The sequence below is a fragment of the Pseudomonas sp. NPDC079086 genome (genome assembly GCF_044542155.1).
In the GTDB taxonomy this organism is placed as follows: domain Bacteria; phylum Pseudomonadota; class Gammaproteobacteria; order Pseudomonadales; family Pseudomonadaceae; genus Aquipseudomonas.
In genome coordinates, this window is record NZ_JBITTY010000001.1 from 197,726 (window position 1) to 219,988 (window position 22,263).

Here is a 22,263-nt window from a genome sequence, read left to right on the forward strand (position 1 = left end):
GACAGGTTCCAAAATGGAACCGACTATCAGGCCAGGTTCCAAAATAGAACTGTTGGAGATTGTAATGACCGAACGCAAGGCAATTCTGGTAGTAGGCGCTGGTGATGCCACCGGCGGCGCCATCGCCAAACGCTTCGCCCGCGAGGGCTATGTCGCCTGCGTGGCACGGCGCAATGCCGACAAGCTCGGTACGCTGGTGGCGGATATCGAAGCAGCCGGTGGTACTGCCCGCGCCTTTGGCTGCGATGCGCGAGTCGAAGGGCAGGTGATCGAGCTGTTTACCACCATCGAACGCGAAGTCGGCCCGCTGCATGCCGTGGTGTTCAACATCGGCGCCAATGTGCAGTTCTCCATCACTGAAACCACTGAGCGGGTGTATCGCAAAGTCTGGGAAATGGCCGCCCTGGCTGGCTTCCTCACCGGTCGTGAAGCCGCCAAGGTGATGCTGCCGCGCGGCCAAGGCACGATTATCTTTACCGGTGCCACCGCCTCCTTGCGCGGCCGAGCGAATTTCTCCGCGTTTGCCAGCGCCAAGTTCGCCCTACGCGCCCTGGCCCAAAGCATGGCCCGCGAACTCGGCCCCCAGGGCATCCATGTCGCCCACCCGATCATCGACGGCGCTATCGATACCGCGTTTATCCGCGACACCTTTCCTCAGCTCTATCAGCTCAAGGAACAGGATGGCATTCTCAATCCTGAGCATATCGCCGAGACCTACTGGCAAATCCATTGCCAACCGCGCGATTGTTGGGTGCATGAGCTGGATCTGCGGCCCTGGTCTGAGACGTTCTAGCCGCAGCTGCGCTCGCCCAACAACAAGACCTCCCGAAGGAGCATGCAATGAGCAAAACCCTAGAGTTCTTTTTTGATTTCGGTAGCCCAGCCAGCTACCTAGCCTGGACTCAGTTGCCGCGTATTGCCGACAAGGCCGGCGCGCAGATCGTCTGGCGACCGATGCTGCTTGGCGGCGTATTCAAGGCCACCGGTAACCAGTCGCCGGTCATGATTCCGAGCAAGGGCGCCTGGATGCTCAAGGACCTGGCGCGTTTCGCCAGTCACTACGGTGTGCCGATGGCCTTTAGTCCGAGTTTCCCGATCAACACCCTGACGCTGATGCGCGGCGCAGCCGGTTACCAGGGCAGCGAGCGCTTCGAGCACTATCTAAAAACCATCTTCGAAGCGCTGTGGATGCAACAGAAAGACCTCGGCAAGCCCGAAGTAGTCGCCGAAGTGCTGAGCGCAGCAGGCTTCGAGCCCGCCGAGTTCGAGCGCCTGGTCAGCGACGAAGCAGTCAAGGAACGGCTCAAGGCCACCACCGAAGAGGCGATCAAACGCGGCGTATTTGGCGCGCCGACCTTCTTTATTGGCAGCGAGATGCACTTCGGTCAGGATCGCCTGGACTTCGTCGCCGAAGCCCTAGCGCGCTAGCAGGTCGTATTCAGCGGCCTGCTAGCTCTCCAGCAGAAAGGTCACCGGCCCGTCATTGACCAGATGCACCTGCATGTCGGCACCGAACTGGCCGGTGGCGACCTGCGGGTGTTTGGCTCGGGCCTGGGCTACTAGCAGGTCGAACAGTTCAGCCCCCAGCGCCGGCGGCGCAGCACTGGAGAAACTTGGGCGTAGACCGCTCTTGGTATCGGCGGCCAGGGTGAATTGCGAGACCAGCAGCAGGCCGCCACCACTATCACTGAGCGACAGGTTCATTTTGCCGGCCGTATCGCTGAAAACGCGGTAATTGAGCAGTTTGTGCAGGATTTTCTCGACGCTGGCCGGAGTGTCCTGCGGCTCAACACCGACCAGCGTCAGCAGGCCCTGATCAATCGCACCGACCACTTCGCCGTCTACTTCTACTCGGGCGCCACGCACCCGCTGAATCAGTGCCTTCATGCTTCGTCCGGCGCCAGGTTGAGCAAGCGATGCGCCAACTCATCAGCGGCGCGCACCAGCGCATCGGTAATCCCGGTTTCCGCTGCCGAATGGCCGGCATCGCGAATGATCTGCAGCTCACTGTTCGGCCAGGCCTGGTGCAGTGCCCAAGCGTTGTCCAGAGGGCAGATCACGTCATAACGGCCGTGCACGATAACCCCCGGCAGATGGGCGATCTTCGGCATATCACGCAGCAGCTGATCGGGTTCGAGGAAGGCATTGTTGACGAAGTAATGGCATTCGATACGGGCAATCGACAGCGCGCGGTGGGCGTCACTGAAACGGTCGACCACCTGCGGATTAGGGCGCAGGGTGGCGGTGCGGCCTTCCCAGGTCGACCAGGCCTTGGCTGCATGCATCTGGGCGATCTGGTCGGGCCCAGTCAGGCGTTTGTAGAAGGCCTGTACCAAATTATCCTGCTCATTCGCCGGTATGGGCGCTAGGTAATCTTCCCAATAATCGGGGAACATACGACTGGCGCCGGCCTGATAGAACCAGCTGATCTCCTGCGGGCGGCAAAGAAAGATGCCGCGCAAGATGAGGCCATGCACACGCTGCGGATGGGTCTGGGCGTAGGCCAGCGCCAAGGTCGAACCCCAGGAGCCGCCGAACAGCACCCACTTATCGATGCCGAGGTGCTCGCGGATCTGCTCCATATCGGCGATCAGCGCCTGAGTGGTGTTGTTTTCCAGGCTCGCGTGCGGGGTGGAACGGCCGCAACCACGCTGATCGAAAGTGATAATGCGATACAGGTTGGGGTCGAAATAGCGCCGGCTAGCAGCGTCGCACCCGGCACCCGGCCCGCCATGGATGAACACCACAGGCAAGCCATCCGGCGAACCGCTTTCGTCGACATACAGCACGTGCGGCGCCTGCACCGCCAGCTCATGACGGGCGTAGGGTTTAATCTCCGGATACAAGGTCTGCATAGCATGCTCCTGACTTGACCTGAATAATGCGTGGCGTAACGTTGACAGCCTTGCGCAGGACAACTGCAGACGCAACCGCTTGACGCTCTGCCGGGCATCATAACCATGAAAAAGGAGTTCAGCATGCCAACACGGATATTTGCCTTAGCTTTCCTAATGTTTTGCACCCTACTCACAGGTTGCGGCGCCAAGGACGATCCGCAGGCAGCGCTGGAAGCAGCCGTGCAACAACTGCAGGACAACCTGGAAGCGAAGAACACCAGCGCGGTACTCGACCAGCTGCACCCGCAGTTCTCGGCCCAGGGCGAGTTCGACCGTGAGTGGGCGCAGCGCACCATGTTGCTGCTGTTTATGCGCCACAAGAACGTCGAAGTGCTGGCCCTGAGCAAAGCCAGCTACGTCCACGAAACCTATCGCGAGAAAGGCTTTACCGAGGCCCAGGTTGCCTTGGTCGGCGCCGAAAGCCTGATCCCGGATAGCGCCCGTCATTTCCTTGTGGAAATGGAGTGGTGGCTGGAGGGTGATGAATGGAAGCTGGCGCGCCTGAAGTGGCAATGACGGCCCAGCTACTGATTAAAACAGCCAGGGGATAAACATCTTGCTGCGCTGCATATAGTCGCGATACGCCTCGCCAAACTGCTGCAGACACTCGGCTTCGTCGCGCTTGGCGGTCAGCCAGAGTGTCAGGCTGGCCAGCAGCGCCAGCGCCAGACTCAAGCCATTGGGTTGCTTGCAGGCCACGCCCCAAGCCAGCAATAGCAGCGAGGCGTACAGCGGATGGCGGATCAGGCGAAAGATGCCGCTGGTTACCAGTTGCGAGGTGCGTTCGAAGGCGAACAGCTCGGCATCCGTACGCTGCCCGTCGGGGCGACCCATACGTCGCAGCTGATAGAGGCCGGCAAACAGCAGCAGCAAGGATGCAAACAGCAGCGCCCAGGACAGACGCTGATGCAGGGCAAAGCGGTCGACAAACCAGACCGGCCCGTTCAGCACCAGCAAAACCAGAATCGCCTCCCAGGCGAAGAACCGGTAAAAGCCGTGAGACTGCGGCCGTAGCAGTACCCGCCAGGACAGCGCCAGCAGCAGCAGTGTACCCAGCGCAAAAGCCAACCCCTGCAACCACACCATAAAGCCGTCTCCTACTCTGTCCGTTAGCCCGTCAAGGCCAGGCGCTGCGTGACCTGCAGCCCCTCTGTTACACTGCCGGCCTCTTTGCCTCGGCCGCCTGCAATGGATCGCACTCAACTGCACAGCCTGCTGCCCCACCAAGGCCCAGCCCTCTGGCTGGATGCCCTGTTGGCGCATGACAGCCTGAGTATCCAGGGTCTGAGTGCCTGGCGCTTTCTCGAGACCTTTGGGGCCAATGCCTCACCCTGCCTGCTGTTCGAAGCAGCCGCTCAGTTGTGCGCCGCGCATGGTGCCTTATACGGCGATGCCAGTGCCATTGAAATGGCCCTGGTCGGCAAGCTCTCGCAACTGCAGCTACACCATGAACCGACGCAGCGCAGCGGCGCATTGCAGGTCAGCGCCCAGCAAGAGGCGCTAAGCCCGGCCGGCGCGCTGTATGCCTTCAGCATCCACAATGACGAGCAGCTACTGCTCGACGGCAAACTGCTGCTGGTGTTGATCCATGCTTGAACTTCGCCACGTCACGCACAGCTACCCAGGCGCAAGCCGCGCCGCGCTGCAGGGTATCGACCTGCAGCTACAGGCCGGCGAATGCCTCGGCCTACTCGGCAGTAACGGCGCCGGCAAGACCACCCTGCTATCGCTACTCAGTGGCGTGCTCACGCTGCAACAGGGTGAGCTGCACTGGGAAGGCCAGCCAAGGCTCGGCCTGGTACCGCAGCAGCTGGCCTTCTATGCCGGGCTCAAGGTGGGCGAGAACCTCGAATTATTTGCCGACCTGTATCGCTTGCGCGGCGCCGAACGCCGTCAGCGCCTGCAGCAGTGCATCGATATCTGCGCCTTGGGAGACAAGCTGACGCGGCGCAGCGAGCAACTCTCCGGCGGCGAACAACGGCGCTTGAACTTCGCTATCGGCCTGCTGCAACCCGCTGATCTCTATTTATTCGATGAAGCTACCGTGGGCGTCGACGCCGCGAGTCGCCAACAGCTGCTGGCTGCCGTGGAGCAGCTGACAGTCGATGGTAAGGCGGTGATCTACACCAGCCACTATCTGGAAGAAGTCGAGCGGGTCGCCCAGCGCATTCTGCTGCTGCACGAAGGTCAGGTACGCCTGGATCTGAACAAACGTCAGTTGCTCGGTGACGACCACGGCCTGCTGCTGGAATGGCCGGACGCCATACCGACAGGCCTTAACGAACTGCTCGCGAGCCTGCAACTGACGGCCGAAGTGCTACCCAAGGGCCTACGTATCGCATCCCTGAATGGCCAACAGCTGCTGGCGATCACCGAATTTGTTGCTGCGCAGGATGGCCTGCCCAACCTGCTGCGCTTCGGCCGCCCGTCCCTCGAGCAGTTCTACCTGCGCCTGAACGGGGGTCGGCTATGAGGCTCTGGGCGCTTGTGCGCAAAGAAGTGCTGCTGCTGCTGCGCGACCCGCATGCGTTGGCCGTGCTGTTTATTATGCCGACGCTGTTTCTGCTACTGATGGCCGGGGCCATGTCCAGCTATATGCAGGACAAGCCACCTGCGCTACGCCTGCTTATCGACGCACCACAGGGCGACGCCAGCCAGTTCTTCCGCGACGCCCTGCAGGCGCAACTGCCCGACAGCCAACTGTTGGACGACAGCAGCGAAAGCCTGGCCCGCGTGCAGCTGCCCGCAGACTTCGCCGATACCCTGCTGGACAGCCCACATCAGGGCCCGAGCCTGAGCTTCCCGGCGCAGTTCGACAAGCTGTCGCGCCAGCGTCTGCACAGCGCCGTGAGCATTGCCCTGGCGCAAAGCCGACTGCTGGCCTACCTGGAAGACAGCGGCGTGGTCGATGCCGAGTTAAGCCGTGCCGCGCGCCTGCAGCTGGTGCAACAACGCACCCAGAGCCAGATTGACGAGCAGGAACAACTGGCCAGCGGCGACCTGAGCGGCCGCGCCAATGCCACCCAACTGAGCGTGCCGGCCTGGCTGATCTTCGGCATGTTCTTCGTCGTGCTACCCATGGCCGGTGGCTTCCAGCGTGAGCAGCAGAGCGGCACCTTGCTGCGCCTGCGCTGTCTGGGCCTGAACCTCGGCACCCTGGTGCTGAGCAAGCTGCTGCCGTACCTGGCGATCAACCTGCTGCAGTTCATTCTGCTGCTGGGTATCGGCGTCTATGGCCTGCCGCTGCTTGGTCTACCCGCCCTGAGTTTGCCCGGTAGCGCCGCGGCCTATCCGCTGCTCGCGCTGAGTATCGCCCTGGCCACCTGCAGCCTCGGCCTGTTGCTGGCCGCCCTGGCGCGTAGCAGTGAACAGGCGCTGCTCCTTGGCGGCGGCATCAACATCCTGCTGGCCGCGATTGGCGGAATCATGGTGCCGAAAAGCGTAATGCCGGCGGCCATGGCCCAACTGGCGGAAATATCCCCAATGAGCTGGGCGCTGGACGCCTTTCTCACCCTGCTGGTGGGCCATGGCTCACTGGCCGACATCGCCCCCTACTGCGCGCGCCTGCTGCTGTTTGCAGTGCTGTGTAGTATGGCCGGGCTGCTTCTGTTCACCCGACGAGTACAGCGCACGCAATGGACCACTCACTACTAGAACAACAACTCAAACAACTGCTGATCCGCGAGTGCGACAAGGAAGACGATATCGACTGGCAGAGCATCAGCGACGACGAACCATTGTTCGGCGCGAAAAGCCGCATCGCCATGGACAGCCTCGACGCCCTGCAAGTCTCCCTGGCGCTGCAACAGCACTACGGCGTACGCATTGAAGGTGCCAAGGATGGTCGACGCATCCTTGGCAGCATCGCCAGCATTGCCGCCTATATCAGGCAGCAGCAGTGACCCCGGTGTACCTGCAACGCGCTGCCCTACACTGCGCTCTGGGTGATGACCTGCTGAGTGCCGCCCAGACCCTGCAAAGCGCCCAACCGCCTAAGGGCGAAGCCTTTGTGCTGCATGAAGTGCATGAACCGCGCAATTATCTATATGCCGCAAAAACCGGCGAAAACCTGAGTGAGCGCCTGGATCGCCTGCTGGGCGAAAACCTCGGCTCTAACCTCCAGTCACTCGACGACTGCCTGCTGATCATCGCCAGCACCAGCCTGGATATCAGCGAGCTGGAGGCCATAACCCGTCGACAGCAGGGCTTTCGCCCGGACGACTCGACGTCCCTCGACCTGCTTGCCAATCAGCTGCGCCAACGCTGGGGCTTTGCCGCCGCGTTTACCTTGAACACCGCCTGCACCAGTGCCGCCAACGGCCTGCTCTATGGCGCCCGGCTTATCAACGCCGGCCAGTACGCCCGCACCCTAGTGCTGAGCTTCGAAACGCCCAGCGCTATCGCCATGCAGGGTTTCGGTGCACTGATGCTGACCAGCCCCAGCGGCGAGTACCGCCCCTTTCACCCCGAACGCGACGGCCTGATCCTCGGTGAGGCCTATGCTGCCACCCTGCTCACCCGTGAGCCAGGTGACGCGCCATTGGGCCGCCTGCTCGGCGGCTTTAGCGCCTGCGACACCAGCAGCCTGACTACCACCCGCGAGGATGGCAGTCACATCCACTGGGTGATGCAACAGGCGCTAAATAGCGCCGGCTGCGCGGCTGCGCAGATCGACCTGGTGAAACTGCACGGCACCGCCACCAGCGCCAACGATGAAGCCGAAAGCAACGGCATGCGTCTGCTGTACGGCGAGCGCATGCCGGCCCTGAGCCTGCTCAAACCCTGGCTCGGGCATACCCTGGGCGCCTGTGGCCTGAGCGAAAGCCTGCTATTGCTCAAGGCCCTGCAACTGGGGCCGCTACCCGGCGTTAGCTACGCCGGCGAAGCCCTGCTGCCCTTTAGTGCAGAAGCGCAGAGCCTGACGGCCGACAGCCTGCTGCTGGCCAACTTTTTTGGCTTTGGCGGCAATAACGCCAGCCTGGTTCTGCAAGGCTGCACGGCGGGAGAAACAACATGCCAGTGATTGCCGCCAGCGAGATCCACGGCCTGGCCGCCACCAGCGATAAAGAGCTGAAAGCGGCCCTGGGCCAGTGGCTGGACAGCCCGCCAAGGCGTATCGACCGGCTCATTCTGCAATGCCTGCTGGCCGCCGCACCGCTGAAAAGCCAGGTACGCAACAACTGCGGCCTGTACCTGGCCTCGGCGCATCCGGCCCGCGCCACCATGGGCGCGCTGCTGGAGGCGGTGTGCGTGCAGCACAAACAGCCCAAGCCCTTCGAGTTCGTGAACAGCGTAAGCAACGCCGCCGGCTTTCATATCGCCCAGCAACTGGGTATCGACGGGCCGAATCTGTTTATCGGCGCAGGGGAGCGAACCTGGGCGCAGTTGCAGGCCATGGCCAATCTGGATTTGCAGGATGGCCTGATTGAGCAGGCGCTATTGCTGGTTTGCGATGAGCGCGGAGATTTCTGTGTGCAAGCGCTGCTGTTGGAGGGCGCGATAACCGGCGCCTATGCCAACAGCTTTAGCGAACTGAGCGCAGGCGCCGAGGTACAGCGAATCAAGCTGTAGGGTGGATGACACTGTTTTCATCCACCGGGGGCGTTGATCGGTGGATCGATAAAGCGCGATCCACCCTACGCCGCTACTTGCGCTTGCTCCAGGCCGCCAGTTCTTTCATCAAGCCGCGCTCTTGCAAAGCGATGCTGCGCAGGCTGTCGGCGATGGGCGCGAAGTTCGGCGTCTCGCCTTTGTTGCGGCTGGCGCGCACGCAGGCCGAGGCAAACTGGCGCCAATTGTCGCCGATGGCGGTCAGCTGCGCCGAGGCTTCCTGCAGGGTGCTGTCGCCAAGCTTCTCGCCGGCCTCCTGCAGAAAGCTCGCATACATAAAGCGGAAACCCGCGCCGCCGGTGCCTATTTCTTCCTGCATGCGCACGATATGGGTCAGGTACAGGCGGTTGTATTTGCTCTGCGCCGGATCGAGCTTGTCGATCTGCTTGGCCAAATGCTGAATGCCGCGAATACCGATCCACGGCAGTGGCATGCCGTCGAGGATACGCGTGGTAGAGAGCACACTCTGGCGGATCAGCTTGTTCCAGTCCTGCTCCAGCGGCACATCATCTAGCCAGTACATCAGGCCCTTGGCGGCCAGTGCACCTTTGGCGAAGCGCGCCTTCTGCAAGTCTTCGACGGCGCAGCGCACCGGCTCTTCAAACACCGGATCGCTGATCAGGTACTCATTACCCTCGCGACCATAGGCCAGCAGGTTGTGCGCATTGAAGTGAAAGCGCATCTCCGGCGGGAAGTACGGCAACCAGAACACCGAACTCTGCAGCCCGGCCAAGCGGCCGCTGTCCAAGGCCGTATCCAGCTCGCGACGGCCTTGCTCGGGGTTACCGAAGGTGCGTGTATGCAGGCGCGCGCCGAGGCGCTTGCTGAGGGTCTTGATCAGGTGCTTGGGCGGCATGCGGTAGGCAATCAGCGGCATACCGCTGAGTTTGACGATCGGCAGGTAGGCAAATGCCAGGCCCGACGCCAGGCCGAAGGCCATCGGCTCGCTCATCGGCAAGCCTGCATGGGTCAACAGACTGGCCATCACCCCGCTTTCGCAGTGGGCGCTCTGTTGATGCTGAAAACTGCTCATGCCATGCCCTTCTGATAAGAGATCAATTGCTCAACGGGCAGGTCGAACGCCTCCGCGTAACGCGCCAGAATGGCCGCCGACAATTTCTGGTAAATAGCCGGGCGAAAATGCCGGCGAATACGCCATTGCCACAGCCCGGTAATCTGCGCCAACGCCGGCTCATCCAGGCGATAGCGGTACATCAGGCACTTCAGCGGCGACAGCTCACCACGCTGCCAGCCCGCTTCGGCCTCGGCTTCCTGCTCCTGCAGTTCAGCTACGGCGAGCTGGGTAGCAAAGGCTTCCGGCTCCCAGCCATCACTCTGCGCGCCCTGGTAATGGCCACTGGCATCCACGGCATAAACCAACTTGCAGTGGCCGCCGTAAGTGGAGCTGTGATCCTGGGGAACCTCATTGAGCTTCATGTGTTGTCACCGTCCTGGCCAACCACTGTCAGATGCATAAAGGCGCTAGAGAAACGCCCACTTTCCGGCACATAGCAAAGCAAGCGCTGGCCGCTGCGCAGGCTACCGGCATTGAACAACTCATCCAACATGATAAAGATCGACGCGGCGCCGGTATTACCCTTGCTGGTCAGGTTGGTAAACCAGCGTTCCTGCGGAATCGCCAGGCCCGCATTGACCAGGCCTACGGACAGCCGCTCGCGGAAGAACTCGGAGGAATAGTGCGGGAGGAAATAATCGATCGCATCGGCATGCAGCTCGCGCCGCGCCATGATGCGTTTGAGGGTTTCTTCGACGGTGTATTTGACGATGTTGTCGTTGAGCAGTTTGACGTCCTGCTTGATCGCCATCAGCGAGCGGCGGTTGCGCTCGGCACCTTCATAACGGCTCCAGCCCTGCAGCTGGCCATCGACCATTTCCGCCCCGGCGTACATGCACGGCGGCATCTGGTCGGCGAAGGAAAAAATGTCGATCCAGTCGATACGCAGGCTCAAGCCCGTGCGATTCGGCTGGCCTTGCAGCAGCACGGCACCGGCACCATCGGAGAGCATCCAGCGCAGAAAATCCTTCTCGAAGGCAATTTCAGGGTGGGTTTCCAGCTCGTCGAGGCGGCTCTCGTACTCGGCGTTGAAGTTGCTCGCCTGCATCAAGGTCGAGGCCACTTCCGAGCCACAGGCCACGGCGTTGCGGCTTTCGCCACTGGCCACGCTCATCCAGGCGTATTTCAACGCGGTCATACCGCACATACAGATACCCGCGGTAGAAACCACTTCGCACGGCGGATTGCCCAGCTCGCCCTGCACCATCACCGCATGGCCAGGCATGACCTGATCCGGCGAGGCGCTGCTAGCCACCAGACAATCGAGATCCTCCAGTTGGAAATCACCGCCCAATAGACCGCGTATCGCTGCCGCGCTGACCTGGGCATTGTTCATGCTCGGCGCGCCGGTCTGCGGGTCGATCACATAGTGACGCTGCTGAATGCCATTGCTGCGCAGGATCAGCTTGCGCGCACGCGACGGTTTACCGCCGACCAGGCCCAGGCGCGCCTCCATCTGCTCGTTGTCGACCGGAGCATGGGGCAGGAAGGCACTGATTCGGTTAATAAATACAGGTTGTACCACGGGACTTCCTCGGGTCACTTCACTCGCCAGACGGGCCGGCAAAGTAAGCCTTCTCACGCTGGGTGCGTTGTTTTAATAGCGGCGCCAACAGCTTTTTAAGCAAGGCACTGAGCGGCACCACGGTGACGATCAGGCACAACAGAAACACGATATACACCACCAGCCCTGCGCCACGCCGACGGCTCTGCTGCGGGCCTAAAGCAGCCAGCAAGCGGCTCCATAACTGGAAGCTGCGGTTGCCGACTTTCTCGCTGGCGATCAGCTTTTCATCAATTCGCACTGCACCAAGACCAGTCAACATCGGTTGCTCAATCGGCTGATCATCTGCAGTCAACCGCTGCGCTATAGCGGTGCCGAAACGACTGGCCGCAACGATTTCCACCTCGGCGATACCTGCGCGCGGCACCCATCCATAGGGCTTCTGCCGCCCGGTAAATAGCCACAAAGGCGTCGCCAGAAAGCTCGCCGCAGTACCGCAGGCGTCGGTCAGGGCGATATTGTCCACCAGCCGCGCGCCCAGTTCAGTGAGCCGCTTCTTGACCTTTTCCTGGGCCATCAGCCACATATTGCGGCAGCCAATCAGCGTAAGCACCGGCGTGCCCTTGAGCAGCTGCGCCGCCTCTGGGGAGGCTAGGAAAGCAGTCATTGGCTGCGATGGCGAGAGGAACCACACCTGATACGCCAGAATCACCAAGTCATAGCGCTTGCTCGCATCCACCGCCAACGGCAGCAGCGGCTGCGGGCGCATCAATACGGTTTCAGGAAAAATCCGGAAAAAACCGAGAAAAGGCCAGGGAAACGGGTAAGGTTGCGCAGGCTGCAGTTGAAGAAAATCCAACTGAATATCGCTGCATTGCTGTAAAGGCTCGCATACCGACTGCGCCAACCTGTCTAGCTGGCCAGTTTGCGAAAAATGAACGATCAAGACCTGACGCATCGCCAGCCACTTCCTGCGAAATGCCCGGATTATGCCACAGAGAATTCTTCAAACCGTAAAGAAGGCCGGCTATCAGACTGGCCTTTTGCTGCTACTGGTCGGCTCATCGGCCCAGGCCGGTGACATCCTGGTCACAATAGACGGCATACAAGCCGCAGGAACCGTGCATGCGGCACTGGTGAGCGGCGAGCTGAAGCGCTGGCCCGAACAACCACTGCGCCAGCAACAGAGTGACGATGGCCAGCTGCGCCTGATCGATCTAGCGCCCGGACGCTATGCCATTCAGCTGTACCAAGACAGCAATGGCAATGGCCAGCTTGATCAGGGCCGACGCGGCATCCCGCTTGAGCCGGTGGGCTTTTCCGCCAACCCGCAACTGCTCAATGGCAAGCCCGCACCGCGTGACAGTCAATTCGAGCACAGTACGGCGGACACTCAACTGCACATCCGCCTGCAGAGCCCGAAAGCCAAAAAATAAGCCGCAGCTAGCGCTGCAGAGCCATCTCAGCAGCCGTGCGGCGCCAGATCAGCTCACGGGTGTCATAACCACGGCTGCGCGCTTCCTCAAGTAGCGTCGCAAGGTATTTCGCGCTGGCATCCTGATCACGTGTCAGCAACCAGAGGTACTTGCGATTGGGATGCCCAACCAGCGCGGCCTGGTAGCCATCATCCAGATACAGCACCCAGTATTCGCCCTTGGTCAGCCCTGGCAGCAGGCTGCTGGCCCAGTTATCGAAACGCACCCAGAGTTTATTGATCTTGCCCGGCACCTGCGCCACCGCCTGACCCTGTACCTGCTGCATATCGCCATCGTATGTGCGGCAGCGATTGGTCACGCCGATAGTGCCGCCTTCCTGCAGCTCATAAAGCGCCTCGGACTGCGCGCAATTGCGCTGAAAGAACATCGGCAAACGTGCCTGCTCGTACCAGAGGCCTTGATAACGCGTTAGATCGACCTGTTCGACAGTCCTCGGCGGCACCACGCCCGTGCCGGAGTTGGCGCAGCCCACCAGCAGCGCCGCTGCGGCCAACGCCGCCAGCAGGCGCATCACTTCAAACCCTTGCCGGAAAACATCATGACCTTGTCACCGGCGTATTGAACGCTGATAAAGCGCTGCTCATCGCCCCAGGTACAGCTGGACATGCCCAGCGCGCCGGCGCACTCGCCTGGCTTGCCTAGCAGGCTCTCTACCTCATCCTTAGCCATACCCGGCTTGAGCTGGGCGTAATTATCCTGATTGACCTTGTTGCAGGCAGCCAGCAGCAGGCAACCAGCGAGTAATGCGACGACACGCAGAGACATGGGGAAACTCCTGAGGAAAGAACCAAGACCAGCTTGGCATAGCAATACCGAGCTTGCCTGCTTGGATGCTAGAAGCGCGAGCCAGGTTCCAGCAGAAAGGCAGATTCCTCAGCGCTGGAAACGCGCCCGAGTATCTGATTGCGATGGGAAAAGCGGCCAAAGCGCGCGATTACCTGCTGATGGCGCACGGCATAATCCAGATAGCCGGCAAACAGGTCGCGTTCGGCGACTATGGCCTGCTCGCGCAACACCTGAAACAGCTGCACGGCCTGATCCTGTAGCGCCAGATCTTCGGCGTGCTCCAACACCAGATAGGTAAATACGCGCTGGATTGGCGGCAGCTGCTGATCCCAGCCCTGAGCCAGCCCATGCAGGGCCAAGGGTCGAGCCAGCAGATCACCAGCAAAAGCGCGTGGGGTATCGCGAAAGATCATCCGTGGCAGCTGATCGAGTAATAGCAGCGTCGCCAGCCAGCCTTCAGGCTCGCCTTGCCAGTCATGTAACTGACCAGCCAGGGCTTGCTCGACCAGCGCGCCAAACTGCTCGCGCGCCTGCTCATCCTGGCTGTCCTGCTTGCCGAACCACAGCGCGGTACGACTGGCAGCCACCTCGGCAGCCGTCACGCCAGTGCCGCAGCCGGCCGCACCAAACCACCAATCGAGTAACGGCTGCCAGGGCGCGTTCATCGGTTACTCGCGGTGATAGGCGCTGATGCGCAGCACTTCTTCCTTGGAACCGAGGAAGACGGCGACGCGCTGGTGCAGGGAGGTCGGCTGAATATCGAGAATGCGCTGGGTACCGTTGGTGGCCACACCGCCGGCCTGTTCGATGATCATCGACATTGGGTTGGCCTCGTACATCAGGCGAAGCTTGCCCGGCTTTTCTGGCTCGCGGCTGTCGCGCGGGTACATAAACACGCCGCCACGGGTCAGGATGCGATGCACGTCAGCAACCATCGCAGCCACCCAGCGCATGTTGTAGTTCTTGCCCAGCGGTCCTTCCTCGCCAGCCAGCAACTCGCTGACATAACGCTGCACCGGTGCTTCCCAGTGGCGCTGATTGGACATGTTAATGGCGAATTCTTTGGTCGATTCCGGCACTTTGATGTTGTCGTGAGTCAGCACGAAGCTGCCCAGCTCGCGGTCCAGGGTGAAGCCTTTGACGCCATCACCCAGGGTCAGCATCAGCATGGTTTGTGGGCCGTAGATCGCGTAGCCGGCAGCCACCTGCTCGGTACCTGGCTGCAGGAAAGCGTCCTCACCCAGATCGCCTTCATCGCCATTGCGATCCGGGCAACGCAGCACCGAGAAGATGGTGCCAACCGAAACGTTGACATCGATATTGCTGGAGCCATCCAGTGGGTCAAATACCAACAGGTAGGCACCTTTCGGGTACTTGCCGGGAATCTGGTAGGCATTGTCCATTTCTTCGGACGCCATACCAGCCAGGTGACCGCCCCATTCGTTGGCTTCCAGCAGAATTTCGTTGGAAATCACGTCGAGCTTCTTCTGCACCTCGCCCTGCACGTTCTCGGTGCCCATGCTGCCCAATACGCCGCCCAGCGCGCCCTTGGATACCTGATGACTGATTTCCTTGCAGGCCCGAGCGACCACTTCAATAAGGAAACGCAGATCGGCCGGGGTGTTGTTGCAACGAGTCTGCTCGATCAGGTAGCGGCTGAGGGTAACGCGGGACATGGATGGCTCCGGAGGGAATGAAATCGCGCGCAGTTTACCCCTTTAGCGGGGAAAGCGCCTTAGCACTGGATAGAAGGGCCTTACGGGAAAATACACAACCGATCAAAACCCACCCAAAGGATCGCGAGCTAGCGGCATGCAAGGCAGAAACAGGTAAGGAAGCGGACTGGGCTCGCACCCGAGCCTGTTTCTAACGCAGCAGGACCAACGCGCAGCAGCCTTTGCTGGGCCATCAGGCCAGGCTGCAGACCCTGTTACGCCCGGCATGCTTGGCCTTATAGAGCGCAGCATCAGCCACTTGTAGCAGCTCATCAAGCACCAGCCCCTGCTCAGGCCACAATGCCAGGCCAGCAGACAGGGTCACATATCGCGCGCCGCCACGGGTCGGTAGCGGGTGCGCGGCCAAATCGCGACAGATGGTTTCCATCCGCGCGCGCGCCTCATGGGCGTCGGCGCGTGGCAGGATCAACAGGAACTCTTCGCCGCCAATACGGAATACTGCATCCGAGCTGCGCAGATTCTCCAACAGATGCTGAGCCACGCCCTTAAGCACGTCGTCACCTTCGAGGTGACCATGCTCGTCGTTGAGCAGTTTGAAATGATCCAGATCGATTAGCGCCAAGGAAATCGGCGTACGTTCGCGCTGCGCCAAGGCCAATTCACGAGAAAAGAATTCGTCCAGATAACGCCGGTTGTACAGCCCAGTCAGCGGGTCACACAGCGCCTGTTCCTGCAGTTGCTCATGCAGAGTGGTGATGGTACGCAGGCGCTCCTCGCTCAGGGCCAGGGCTTCGGCCAGCTTCAATTCGCTGAGGTGGCGCTGGGTGACATCACGCAGGTAGAGCATCTGCCCGAGCACCAAGGTGCCGCGATGGGTTACCCGCTCGATGGCGCGGATACGCACTTCAAAATAACGCGCCGAATTGGCCAGGGTCAGCAGGCGATCATGATCGCCCTGTACCTGCTGGCTCAACAGCTGCTGCAAATCTGCACCCAAGATCGGCCAGTCTGCCAGCTGCCTGCCCTGCCAGCCACTGCGCAGACCGGCCAGTTTCAGCGCGGCAGGGTTCGCCTCGATCACCCGTAACTGCGCATCGACCACCAATACCGGGTCGAGCAGCGCATCCAGCAACAAATGGCGGGCTACCGGCAGCAGGTCGAACAGGCGCACACCGACGATCAGCCAGGCAAATGCCACCAAGGTAAAGGCAAAACTGAAGGGGGTAGGGTCGAAGCCGAACAGCATCCAGCCGAATACCACGTAGCTGATATTGGCGATCCAGGGCACTGCGGTGACGAAGACAAACGCCAGGTAGTGTCGCCGATGCACGCCATAACTGACGATTGCCGCACGCAGCACCACGCCCATGCAGAAGGTCATAAACAGGTAGACGTAAGCGGCGGCGGCGTAGAACAGCGGCCCGTGCTGATAACGAATTGGCGCGCCCGGCTCAGCGCTCAGTGGCGCCGTACCCGCGCCGTAAAATAAGCCATGCCAGGGGTTGCTCAAGGCCATCAGCCAGATCAACACCGGCACCACGGCCAACCCCAGGGTACTGCGCAGTGGCAGCGGTTGGCGCACGCTATTGACGTATTGCCATAGGAAGATTGCCCAGAAAGTCGGTACTACAAGAATCCCTGGCCAAGCCATGGTGGCCCAGAACACCTTGCACTGCGCACCTTGCGTGGCCATTTCCAGGCTGGCGGCGATCAACCACCAGAGGCTCGCCAGGTGCAGCACGATAAAACTCTCACGCCCGGGGAAATAACGTTGCTGCGTAACCCAGCGGGCCAACAACAGTACGCCGACACACACCAGGCCGGTCAAAATAACCGGGGCACTCAACGCCCAGCCGGAATCACCGCAGACATTCATCGGTAGGACACTGCCAAGGAAAACGGCTGTGGATGCTTGCCAAACTGGCCGGGCAATCGCACAAAAACCGCCCAAAAACGGGGCGCAGTAGAAATACGCAAGGGCCTTCCTGACCTCAAACGCCAATCAATTGAAGATGCCAACCATACTGCAAAAATCGTTAGGCAGCTGGGCTTTATTTCTGTTAGCGGAGTCTATTCAGCGCTCGGCCGGCGCAACAGGCTGACCGCCATCAGCGCCAGCAAGCCTACCCCAAGCAGCAGCACCAGCCACAAGCCCCAACGCTTCCAATCGCTCTCGCCAGCTGCTGCCTGTTCTTGCTGTGCCAGGTTCTCCGCCTGCAACTGCGCTTCGGCTGTGCCCAGTTGCTGTAGGCGCTGCGGCTGATAGCCAGGAATCAAGGTCGACAACGGCAGGGCTGCCGACTCAACCCCCGCTCGCCCCAATGCCAGCCGATAAGGCGGGCTGCCGCGCTGGAGAAACACCAGCTGAGTGGCGCGTACCGCAACCTTGATCTGCGGGGGCTCGACGCCCAGGCCACCGCCCCGTTCATCAACCTGTAGACGCAGCTGCTGCATCGCCCAACCCGGCAACGGCAGTTCGTCTTGACGGATTTCCACGCCATTCTCCGGCAGCCGATAGAGCAGGCCCTGAGACAATGATTGCCAAGGGCCCTTGGCTTCGCTGCGACCGCTAACACGGATCGGCGCCAGGCTATTGGCTTGACTGAGCTCGACGTGCAGGCGCTCAAGCGGCAAGGCCAGCGGCAATTGCCACTGATACTGGCCATCTGGGCCGCGCGTCGCCGCCAGCGGCTGCGACCACACCAGTGGCGCCGGCATGCTGTCACTGCGTTGGCTGCGCAAGCTAGCCGCCGTCAATTGCGGCGCTTGCTGTGGACTTTGCCAAAGCAGGCGCAGGTAGCGCGCCTTGCTGCCCGGCAGCTCGACTTGGCGCTGCTCAACACGCTCGCCATCGAATGATAGGCGCGCCAACTGCCCACTACCCCAGGATCGCCAGGCTTGCAGGTCATCACTGGCCTCAATGCTGAAGCGCTGAAAACCGTCCTGGCCGCCGCTCCAGTCCAGCTGCAGGCGCACCAGCGGCTCTTGCAGCGCACTGGCATCCAGCAGCCAGCCACGCAACACAGACGGCTTGTCGGCTGCACTCGGCTCATCGAGCAGCTCGATCAAGGTGCCGCTGGTACTGCGCTGCACCCGCAGGCTAGGCGTGGCGCTGCTGTCACCCTGCTCGGCATACAGCGGAAACCACTTCACCGCCTGTTCCTGCTGACTGTCGCGCGACTCGCCCTGCCCCGCTACCAGCGCGTAGGCCAGGGCCTGGCCTTCCGCGTTAAACACCCGCAGGTCACGTAAATCGCCATAACGCGCGGCGAAATGCAGCGCCATCGGCACATCCAGGCGGTACCAGGGGCCGTTCCCGCTAAGGCTTAGCGGCAGCTGCACGGCATAGTCAGCGGGCTGCTCCTGCGCCAGGGCTGGCGCACTGCACAACAGACCAAGCAGCGCAGCGCTGCCCACTGCGTGAATCAAACGACTGATCATGCTTGCTCCTGCGGTTGTTCCGCATCCACCTTGCGTGCTGGCAAGGGGGCGAAATAACCCACCACCAGCAGCAATACACCCACACCAATAAACGACACGATGCGCTCCAGGCCACCGCGATTACCCAACTCGACGAAGAACAGCTTGGCCACTACCAGGGCGATCAACGCCGCGCCGATCAGCCACAGCTCACGCCGTCCATGCCGGTTGCCGAATACCATCAGTGGCAGGGCGATCAGCGTCCAGACAATCGACAGGCCGGCCTGCATCAGCATCGAATCGAGCAGCGCATCCAGCTGATAAGACACGCCACCCCAGTGGTGGGCCGTGCGCATGACCATCGCCGTCAGCAGGGCGAATAGCGAAGCACCCGCCACGGCCTGGGTCAGCCACTGGCTGCGTACGCCATCCACGCCCAGCTCGGCCAGGCCCATGCGCGCCCAGGCGAACACTGCACCAAGGGCAAACAGCAGGCCCAGCTCCAGCGGATTGAGCAGCGGCAAATAGGCCAGCGGTTCAGCGTCGCCGGCACTGACCACGTTGGCCAGCCAGAACCAGCCCAGCATCAGCAGCGCCAATGGTGCCGCCGCCAGCAAGCGGTATTCCCGCGGATAAGCCGCCAAAGGCCATGCCCAGCGACGTGGCAGCGCCATCAGCCACAGGTAGGCACTTGGCAGCAGTGCCCAACCCAGCCAGCGCCAGGCGTTGTAATGCTCCGACAGGGCCAGCAGCAGGTAGCGCAACTCCAGCGCCAGCACGCCCAACAGCAACCAGCAGCCGAGCACATGGGCGGCGCTCAACGCGCCCGCCGGCAACTGCGCGGCCAAGCGCCGTAGCGCCCAGAAGTGCACGGCAAACAGTAGCGCCCAGGCCAGCCAGCCGAACTGCGCGGCCGGGTGATACTCCAAGTGCCAGGTATGCAGCAGTACCACGCCAGCCAGCGGCGTCAGCAGGCAGCACAGCAGCGCCAGTTCGGCCCAGCGCGTGCGTCGGGCGAGGAACGCGGCCAGAGCCACACTGGCCGCCAGCACCGCCAGCAGGGCACTGCTCTGCCATTGCGGCGCGACAAAGCGCAGCACTTCGCTACTCAGCGCCAGCGCCCACCAGGCCGCGCCCCATACCAGCAGCAATTGCGCCAAACCAAGCAAACTGAAATTGCCCAGAGCGCTGGGTGCATCGCGACGCGCCAGCTGTTGCAAGCGCCAGGCACCGACCAAAGCGGCCACGCCCAGTACCAGCGGCGTCCAGAAATCCATATGAGCCAGCGGCCGAATCCCCTCGGCAGACAGCTGGCCGAACAGCAGCGGGCTGACAGCGAGGAACACCAGCCCCGCCAGTACCTGCAACAACAGTCCGAAGACAAAACTGGCGCGCTGCTGCAGGTGTAGACTGAGCCAGATAATAAGCAACCCGCTGCCGCCCCATACCGCGCTGGCTGTAGCCCAGGGCAGGACAAACAGCACCGCCAGATTGAGGAACACCAGACCGACCAGCAGCACCACCGACAGGCCACGCAATAGGCGACGATCGGTGCCGACCCGCGGATCACGCGCCGCCAGCAGCATGCCGGCGATCAGGCCAAAGCCGATCAGCGAGGAGGTCAGCAAGCCCTGCCAGCCGGCGGAAAATCCGCCCATGCCGGTGGCCGCATTGCCGGCCATGTCCAGCATAAATACCAGGCCGCCGAGCAACTGCACGGCAAAGGCGCTGAAAAGGAAGCTGCGTGCCTGTAGACGCAAGCCCAGCCACAACGTCAGCAGACCGGCCAGCGCCCAGCTGATCGCCGTACCCTGCGCGGCAAACAGCAGTGGTGCAATCAGATAAAGGAAGGCCAGTCCGGCGCAGGCCAACACCGGCAAACCGCGCACCTCCCAGCTGCTGGCTTGTTCCGTGTTCTGCCGCAGCTGCCAGTAGCTGAACAGCAAGGCCACGCCGAGCATCAGCGCACCCAGCGGCGCGCCGTCCAGCAGCGTTTGCTCACCAGCGCGCAAGCCGATGGCAAACGCCAGCGCCGCGCCAAACTGCAGCAGCAAGGCAAACGCTCGCGCCAAACCGCGCTGTTGGCGCAGGCCGAGCCAGAAGATGCCCGCGCCTTCAACCGCCCAGGCGGCCGAGGTCCAGCGCGCATCCAACCCCAGGGGAATCGCCAGGCTGCCGAATACCACACCGAGGGCCAGGCAGGTTTCCACCAGCAGTGCCGCGCGATCACCGGTGCGACCGACCAGCAACCGCGCCAGCACTAAGTAGAACAGCCCCAACGCCAGGGCGCTGAAGGCTGCGGCAAACTCGATGTGCTGCACCAATGCGAACTGCAGGCCAAAACCCACCAGCGGCGGACCGAACAGCACGGTGGCATCGATATAGTCGCCCTTGCGCGCAGCCCAGCGCAGCAGTTCATCGCGATCTTCGGGCGCATCCAGGGCTTCGCGCAGTTTGCGCCGGGCAAACAGCAGGCCGATCGCCACATACATCAGGAAGAACAGAATCAGGAACGGCTCGGTGCTCCACAGCAGTTCCGGCGTATAGGAGCGAATACCCCAGGCGAAACCGATGCCGAAGGTGCCGACAAAGCCGATCAGATTGAGCAGCCGCCAGGCCTTGAACCAGGCGATGGCAAAGATGCCGGCATTGAGCAGGGCAAAATAGCTGAACAGCGCCACATGGTTGCCGCTGCCTGTACTGGTCAGGATCGGCGCTGCAAAACCGCCCAGGGCCGCCGCGGCTGCCAGACCCAGGGCATCCTGCTTGATCGCCAGAATTGCCGAAAACACCGTGACCAGCACCAGCAGGCCCAACGCTACGCCAGGGTCCAATAAAGGATGCAGACGCATGGCCGCGAACACCGTCAGGTACAGCACCGCAACCCCAGCGCCCTGCAGCATCAATGCATAGTTGGGGTTACGCAGACGCAGCCACCAGCCCAATCCCAGCAAGGCCACCGCACTGGCGGCGACACTGGCGTAACGCAACTCCACCGGCACCACCACGCCCTCGGTGGCGTACCGCAGCAAAAAGGCCAGGCCGAGAAACAACAGCACCACACCGACACGCAACACCGTGTTGCCACCTAGCAACCAGTTCTTGGCCGCTGCAAAGCCCCGCTCAAGCAAGGTGGGCTGACGCGGCTCAGCAGGCGTCCAGGGTTTAGCGGGCGGCGGTTTGATCGCAGCGGCGGGCTCGGCCGCAGCCTGCATTGGCGCGACAGACTCAGTCGCAGGTTCGGGCAGGACAAAATCCAGGGTCCAGTCCAACTCAGGCTCGGCCGCCTGGGCAGTGACAATCGCCTCAGGCTCGGTTTCGGCAACGGCACTGAACGACTCCGCCACTGGCGGTGCGTCAGGGGCTGGCGTGGCGCCCTGCTCCAATTTGAGCAAGCGCTCGTACAGCGCCGCAGTGCCCTGCTCGAAGCGCTGAGAAAAGGCCTTGAGCTGAGCCGTTAGCGCAGCATTCTCGCGCTCCAGCCCATGCAGTTTGAGCGCCTGACCAAGGCCCAGGCCCATCAGCCCACCCAGTAGCGAAGCAGTCAGCGTCTCATCCGCCAAGGCTCCGAGCACCAACCCGACAAGCATGAAGATCCATTGCATGCAGCGCGTTCCTATTCAGCTAAACCCGAACATCCTGTTGCCCGGTACTCGGCGCAAACTGCGCAGCAGTATAGGAGCCTGACCGGTGCATACCCAGAGAGACGTATGCCGCACGCATCACAGCACAGTAAGAAATTGGCCGGGTTACAACCGCACAAAATATGACCAGCCGGCAGATAGTCATTCACAAACGC

24 protein-coding genes are annotated in these 22,263 nt (G+C 61.8%); 10 read left to right on the top strand and 14 right to left on the bottom strand.

Annotated features, from left to right (window positions below; all coding sequences use genetic code 11):
- The first annotated feature begins 64 nt into the window (after positions 1 to 64).
- Both ACIGEK_RS00915 and ACIGEK_RS00920 read left to right on the top strand, forming a co-directional pair.
- Positions 65 to 793, top strand: coding sequence for an SDR family oxidoreductase (locus tag ACIGEK_RS00915; RefSeq protein ID WP_397491526.1), 729 nt, complete (start codon positions 65 to 67; stop codon positions 791 to 793).
- Between the two features lie 47 nt (positions 794 to 840).
- Entirely contained in the window at positions 841 to 1,428 is a 588-nt protein-coding gene (locus ACIGEK_RS00920) for a 2-hydroxychromene-2-carboxylate isomerase (RefSeq protein ID WP_397491527.1), read from the top strand.
- Between the two features lie 21 nt (positions 1,429 to 1,449).
- Here the strand turns inward: ACIGEK_RS00920 and dtd are convergent, their stop codons facing one another.
- Together dtd and pip are read right to left on the bottom strand one after the other, a co-directional pair.
- Positions 1,450 to 1,887, bottom strand: coding sequence for a D-aminoacyl-tRNA deacylase (gene dtd, locus ACIGEK_RS00925; protein ID WP_397491528.1), 438 nt, complete (start codon positions 1,885 to 1,887; stop codon positions 1,450 to 1,452).
- Positions 1,884 to 2,855: a prolyl aminopeptidase gene (gene pip / locus ACIGEK_RS00930; RefSeq protein ID WP_397491529.1), complete on the bottom strand. Its 972-nt coding sequence runs from the start codon at positions 2,853 to 2,855 to the stop codon at positions 1,884 to 1,886. The genes dtd and pip overlap by 4 nt, the downstream gene beginning before the upstream one ends.
- Before the next feature lie 123 nt (positions 2,856 to 2,978).
- Between pip and ACIGEK_RS00935 the strand changes: the two genes are divergently transcribed.
- Positions 2,979 to 3,413, top strand: coding sequence for a hypothetical protein (locus ACIGEK_RS00935; protein ID WP_397491530.1), 435 nt, complete (start codon positions 2,979 to 2,981; stop codon positions 3,411 to 3,413).
- A gap of 15 nt (positions 3,414 to 3,428) precedes the next feature.
- Here the strand turns inward: ACIGEK_RS00935 and ACIGEK_RS00940 are convergent, their stop codons facing one another.
- Positions 3,429 to 3,983, bottom strand: a complete 555-nt coding sequence (locus ACIGEK_RS00940) for a methyltransferase family protein (RefSeq protein WP_397491531.1) — start codon at positions 3,981 to 3,983, stop codon at positions 3,429 to 3,431.
- Between the two features lie 102 nt (positions 3,984 to 4,085).
- On the opposite strand from ACIGEK_RS00940, the gene ACIGEK_RS00945 reads away from it, so the two are divergent.
- From ACIGEK_RS00945 to ACIGEK_RS00970, 6 genes are read left to right on the top strand one after another with little or no spacing between them, the layout of a single operon-like run.
- Positions 4,086 to 4,493: a beta-hydroxyacyl-ACP dehydratase gene (locus tag ACIGEK_RS00945; RefSeq protein ID WP_397491532.1), complete on the top strand. Its 408-nt coding sequence runs from the start codon at positions 4,086 to 4,088 to the stop codon at positions 4,491 to 4,493.
- Complete coding sequence (locus ACIGEK_RS00950) at positions 4,486 to 5,370, top strand: ABC transporter ATP-binding protein (protein ID WP_397491533.1); 885 nt, start codon at positions 4,486 to 4,488, stop codon at positions 5,368 to 5,370. Before ACIGEK_RS00945 ends, ACIGEK_RS00950 begins: the two co-directional genes overlap by 8 nt.
- Positions 5,367 to 6,551, top strand: coding sequence for an ABC transporter permease (locus ACIGEK_RS00955; protein ID WP_397491534.1), 1,185 nt, complete (start codon positions 5,367 to 5,369; stop codon positions 6,549 to 6,551). Before ACIGEK_RS00950 ends, ACIGEK_RS00955 begins: the two co-directional genes overlap by 4 nt.
- Entirely contained in the window at positions 6,533 to 6,799 is a 267-nt protein-coding gene (locus ACIGEK_RS00960) for an acyl carrier protein (protein WP_233685417.1), read from the top strand. Before ACIGEK_RS00955 ends, ACIGEK_RS00960 begins: the two co-directional genes overlap by 19 nt.
- A complete protein-coding gene (locus tag ACIGEK_RS00965; protein ID WP_397491535.1) occupies positions 6,796 to 7,920 on the top strand; it encodes a beta-ketoacyl synthase N-terminal-like domain-containing protein in 1,125 nt (374 codons plus the stop codon). The genes ACIGEK_RS00960 and ACIGEK_RS00965 overlap by 4 nt, the downstream gene beginning before the upstream one ends.
- On the top strand, positions 7,911 to 8,468 hold the full coding sequence (locus tag ACIGEK_RS00970) for a hypothetical protein (RefSeq protein WP_397491536.1): 558 nt from the start codon (positions 7,911 to 7,913) through the stop codon (positions 8,466 to 8,468). The genes ACIGEK_RS00965 and ACIGEK_RS00970 overlap by 10 nt, the downstream gene beginning before the upstream one ends.
- 73 nt (positions 8,469 to 8,541) lie before the next feature.
- Here the strand turns inward: ACIGEK_RS00970 and ACIGEK_RS00975 are convergent, their stop codons facing one another.
- Genes ACIGEK_RS00975 through ACIGEK_RS00990 form a run of 4 tightly spaced genes read right to left on the bottom strand, consistent with a single transcriptional unit; the run spans position 8,542 to position 11,855 of the window.
- A complete protein-coding gene (locus tag ACIGEK_RS00975) occupies positions 8,542 to 9,540 on the bottom strand; it encodes a BtrH N-terminal domain-containing protein (protein WP_397491537.1) in 999 nt (332 codons plus the stop codon).
- Entirely contained in the window at positions 9,537 to 9,944 is a 408-nt protein-coding gene (locus ACIGEK_RS00980) for a hypothetical protein (protein WP_397491538.1), read from the bottom strand. The genes ACIGEK_RS00975 and ACIGEK_RS00980 overlap by 4 nt, the downstream gene beginning before the upstream one ends.
- On the bottom strand, positions 9,941 to 11,107 hold the full coding sequence (locus ACIGEK_RS00985; protein ID WP_397491539.1) for a beta-ketoacyl-ACP synthase III: 1,167 nt from the start codon (positions 11,105 to 11,107) through the stop codon (positions 9,941 to 9,943). The genes ACIGEK_RS00980 and ACIGEK_RS00985 overlap by 4 nt, the downstream gene beginning before the upstream one ends.
- 19 nt (positions 11,108 to 11,126) lie before the next feature.
- Positions 11,127 to 11,855, bottom strand: a complete 729-nt coding sequence (locus ACIGEK_RS00990) for a dialkylrecorsinol condensing enzyme (protein ID WP_397491540.1) — start codon at positions 11,853 to 11,855, stop codon at positions 11,127 to 11,129.
- Positions 11,856 to 12,075: 220 nt separating this feature from the next.
- Here ACIGEK_RS00990 and ACIGEK_RS00995 point away from each other — a divergent pair, with 220 nt between their 5' ends.
- The gene (locus tag ACIGEK_RS00995) at positions 12,076 to 12,522 is read left to right on the top strand and encodes a DUF2141 domain-containing protein (protein ID WP_397491541.1); all 447 of its coding nucleotides are present in this window, start codon (positions 12,076 to 12,078) and stop codon (positions 12,520 to 12,522) included.
- Positions 12,523 to 12,529: 7 nt separating this feature from the next.
- Here the strand turns inward: ACIGEK_RS00995 and ACIGEK_RS01000 are convergent, their stop codons facing one another.
- The 7 genes from ACIGEK_RS01000 to ACIGEK_RS01030 all read right to left on the bottom strand — a co-directional run bounded on the left by ACIGEK_RS01000 (position 12,530) and on the right by ACIGEK_RS01030 (position 22,069).
- Entirely contained in the window at positions 12,530 to 13,093 is a 564-nt protein-coding gene (locus tag ACIGEK_RS01000; RefSeq protein ID WP_397491542.1) for a lipocalin family protein, read from the bottom strand.
- Positions 13,093 to 13,347 carry an outer membrane protein assembly factor BamE gene (gene bamE / locus ACIGEK_RS01005; RefSeq protein ID WP_397491543.1) on the bottom strand — a complete coding sequence of 85 codons (255 nt, stop codon included), beginning with the start codon at positions 13,345 to 13,347 and terminating at the stop codon, positions 13,093 to 13,095. Before bamE ends, ACIGEK_RS01000 begins: the two co-directional genes overlap by 1 nt.
- A gap of 68 nt (positions 13,348 to 13,415) precedes the next feature.
- A complete protein-coding gene (locus ACIGEK_RS01010) occupies positions 13,416 to 14,033 on the bottom strand; it encodes a DUF924 family protein (protein ID WP_397491544.1) in 618 nt (205 codons plus the stop codon).
- Between the two features lie 3 nt (positions 14,034 to 14,036).
- Positions 14,037 to 15,044 (bottom strand): class 1 fructose-bisphosphatase, encoded by a 1,008-nt coding sequence (locus tag ACIGEK_RS01015; protein WP_339411685.1) that lies wholly within the window; start codon positions 15,042 to 15,044, stop codon positions 14,037 to 14,039.
- A 232-nt stretch (positions 15,045 to 15,276) separates the two neighbouring features.
- Entirely contained in the window at positions 15,277 to 16,920 is a 1,644-nt protein-coding gene (locus ACIGEK_RS01020; RefSeq protein WP_397491545.1) for a histidine kinase N-terminal 7TM domain-containing protein, read from the bottom strand.
- A gap of 194 nt (positions 16,921 to 17,114) precedes the next feature.
- A complete protein-coding gene (locus tag ACIGEK_RS01025) occupies positions 17,115 to 18,485 on the bottom strand; it encodes a DUF3999 domain-containing protein (RefSeq protein WP_397491546.1) in 1,371 nt (456 codons plus the stop codon).
- Complete coding sequence (locus ACIGEK_RS01030) at positions 18,482 to 22,069, bottom strand: DUF2339 domain-containing protein (RefSeq protein ID WP_397491547.1); 3,588 nt, start codon at positions 22,067 to 22,069, stop codon at positions 18,482 to 18,484. Before ACIGEK_RS01030 ends, ACIGEK_RS01025 begins: the two co-directional genes overlap by 4 nt.
- Positions 22,070 to 22,263: the final 194 nt, after the last annotated feature.

Bases quoted from the DNA above. Each gene is read 5' to 3' on its own strand.
- ACIGEK_RS00920 (WP_397491527.1), top strand. From the start codon at position 841: ATGAGCAAAACCCTAGAGTTCTTTTTTGATTTCGGTAGCCCAGCCAGC.
- ACIGEK_RS01000 (WP_397491542.1), bottom strand. From the start codon at position 13,093: ATGCGCCTGCTGGCGGCGTTGGCCGCAGCGGCGCTGCTGGTGGGCTGC.
- ACIGEK_RS00940 (WP_397491531.1), bottom strand. From the start codon at position 3,983: ATGGTGTGGTTGCAGGGGTTGGCTTTTGCGCTGGGTACACTGCTGCTG.
- ACIGEK_RS00935 (WP_397491530.1), top strand. From the start codon at position 2,979: ATGCCAACACGGATATTTGCCTTAGCTTTCCTAATGTTTTGCACCCTA.
- ACIGEK_RS01020 (WP_397491545.1), bottom strand. From the start codon at position 16,920: ATGAATGTCTGCGGTGATTCCGGCTGGGCGTTGAGTGCCCCGGTTATT.
- dtd (WP_397491528.1), bottom strand. From the start codon at position 1,887: ATGAAGGCACTGATTCAGCGGGTGCGTGGCGCCCGAGTAGAAGTAGAC.
- ACIGEK_RS00980 (WP_397491538.1), bottom strand. From the start codon at position 9,944: ATGAAGCTCAATGAGGTTCCCCAGGATCACAGCTCCACTTACGGCGGC.
- ACIGEK_RS00950 (WP_397491533.1), top strand. From the start codon at position 4,486: ATGCTTGAACTTCGCCACGTCACGCACAGCTACCCAGGCGCAAGCCGC.
- ACIGEK_RS01010 (WP_397491544.1), bottom strand. From the start codon at position 14,033: ATGAACGCGCCCTGGCAGCCGTTACTCGATTGGTGGTTTGGTGCGGCC.
- ACIGEK_RS00955 (WP_397491534.1), top strand. From the start codon at position 5,367: ATGAGGCTCTGGGCGCTTGTGCGCAAAGAAGTGCTGCTGCTGCTGCGC.
- pip (WP_397491529.1), bottom strand. From the start codon at position 2,855: ATGCAGACCTTGTATCCGGAGATTAAACCCTACGCCCGTCATGAGCTG.
- ACIGEK_RS00990 (WP_397491540.1), bottom strand. From the start codon at position 11,855: ATGCGCCCGCAGCCGCTGCTGCCGTTGGCGGTGGATGCGAGCAAGCGC.
- ACIGEK_RS00945 (WP_397491532.1), top strand. From the start codon at position 4,086: ATGGATCGCACTCAACTGCACAGCCTGCTGCCCCACCAAGGCCCAGCC.
- ACIGEK_RS00975 (WP_397491537.1), bottom strand. From the start codon at position 9,540: ATGAGCAGTTTTCAGCATCAACAGAGCGCCCACTGCGAAAGCGGGGTG.
- ACIGEK_RS00915 (WP_397491526.1), top strand. From the start codon at position 65: ATGACCGAACGCAAGGCAATTCTGGTAGTAGGCGCTGGTGATGCCACC.
- ACIGEK_RS00970 (WP_397491536.1), top strand. From the start codon at position 7,911: ATGCCAGTGATTGCCGCCAGCGAGATCCACGGCCTGGCCGCCACCAGC.
- bamE (WP_397491543.1), bottom strand. From the start codon at position 13,347: ATGTCTCTGCGTGTCGTCGCATTACTCGCTGGTTGCCTGCTGCTGGCT.
- ACIGEK_RS00995 (WP_397491541.1), top strand. From the start codon at position 12,076: ATGCCACAGAGAATTCTTCAAACCGTAAAGAAGGCCGGCTATCAGACT.
- ACIGEK_RS01025 (WP_397491546.1), bottom strand. From the start codon at position 18,485: ATGATCAGTCGTTTGATTCACGCAGTGGGCAGCGCTGCGCTGCTTGGT.
- ACIGEK_RS01030 (WP_397491547.1), bottom strand. From the start codon at position 22,069: ATGCAATGGATCTTCATGCTTGTCGGGTTGGTGCTCGGAGCCTTGGCG.
- ACIGEK_RS01015 (WP_339411685.1), bottom strand. From the start codon at position 15,044: ATGTCCCGCGTTACCCTCAGCCGCTACCTGATCGAGCAGACTCGTTGC.
- ACIGEK_RS00960 (WP_233685417.1), top strand. From the start codon at position 6,533: ATGGACCACTCACTACTAGAACAACAACTCAAACAACTGCTGATCCGC.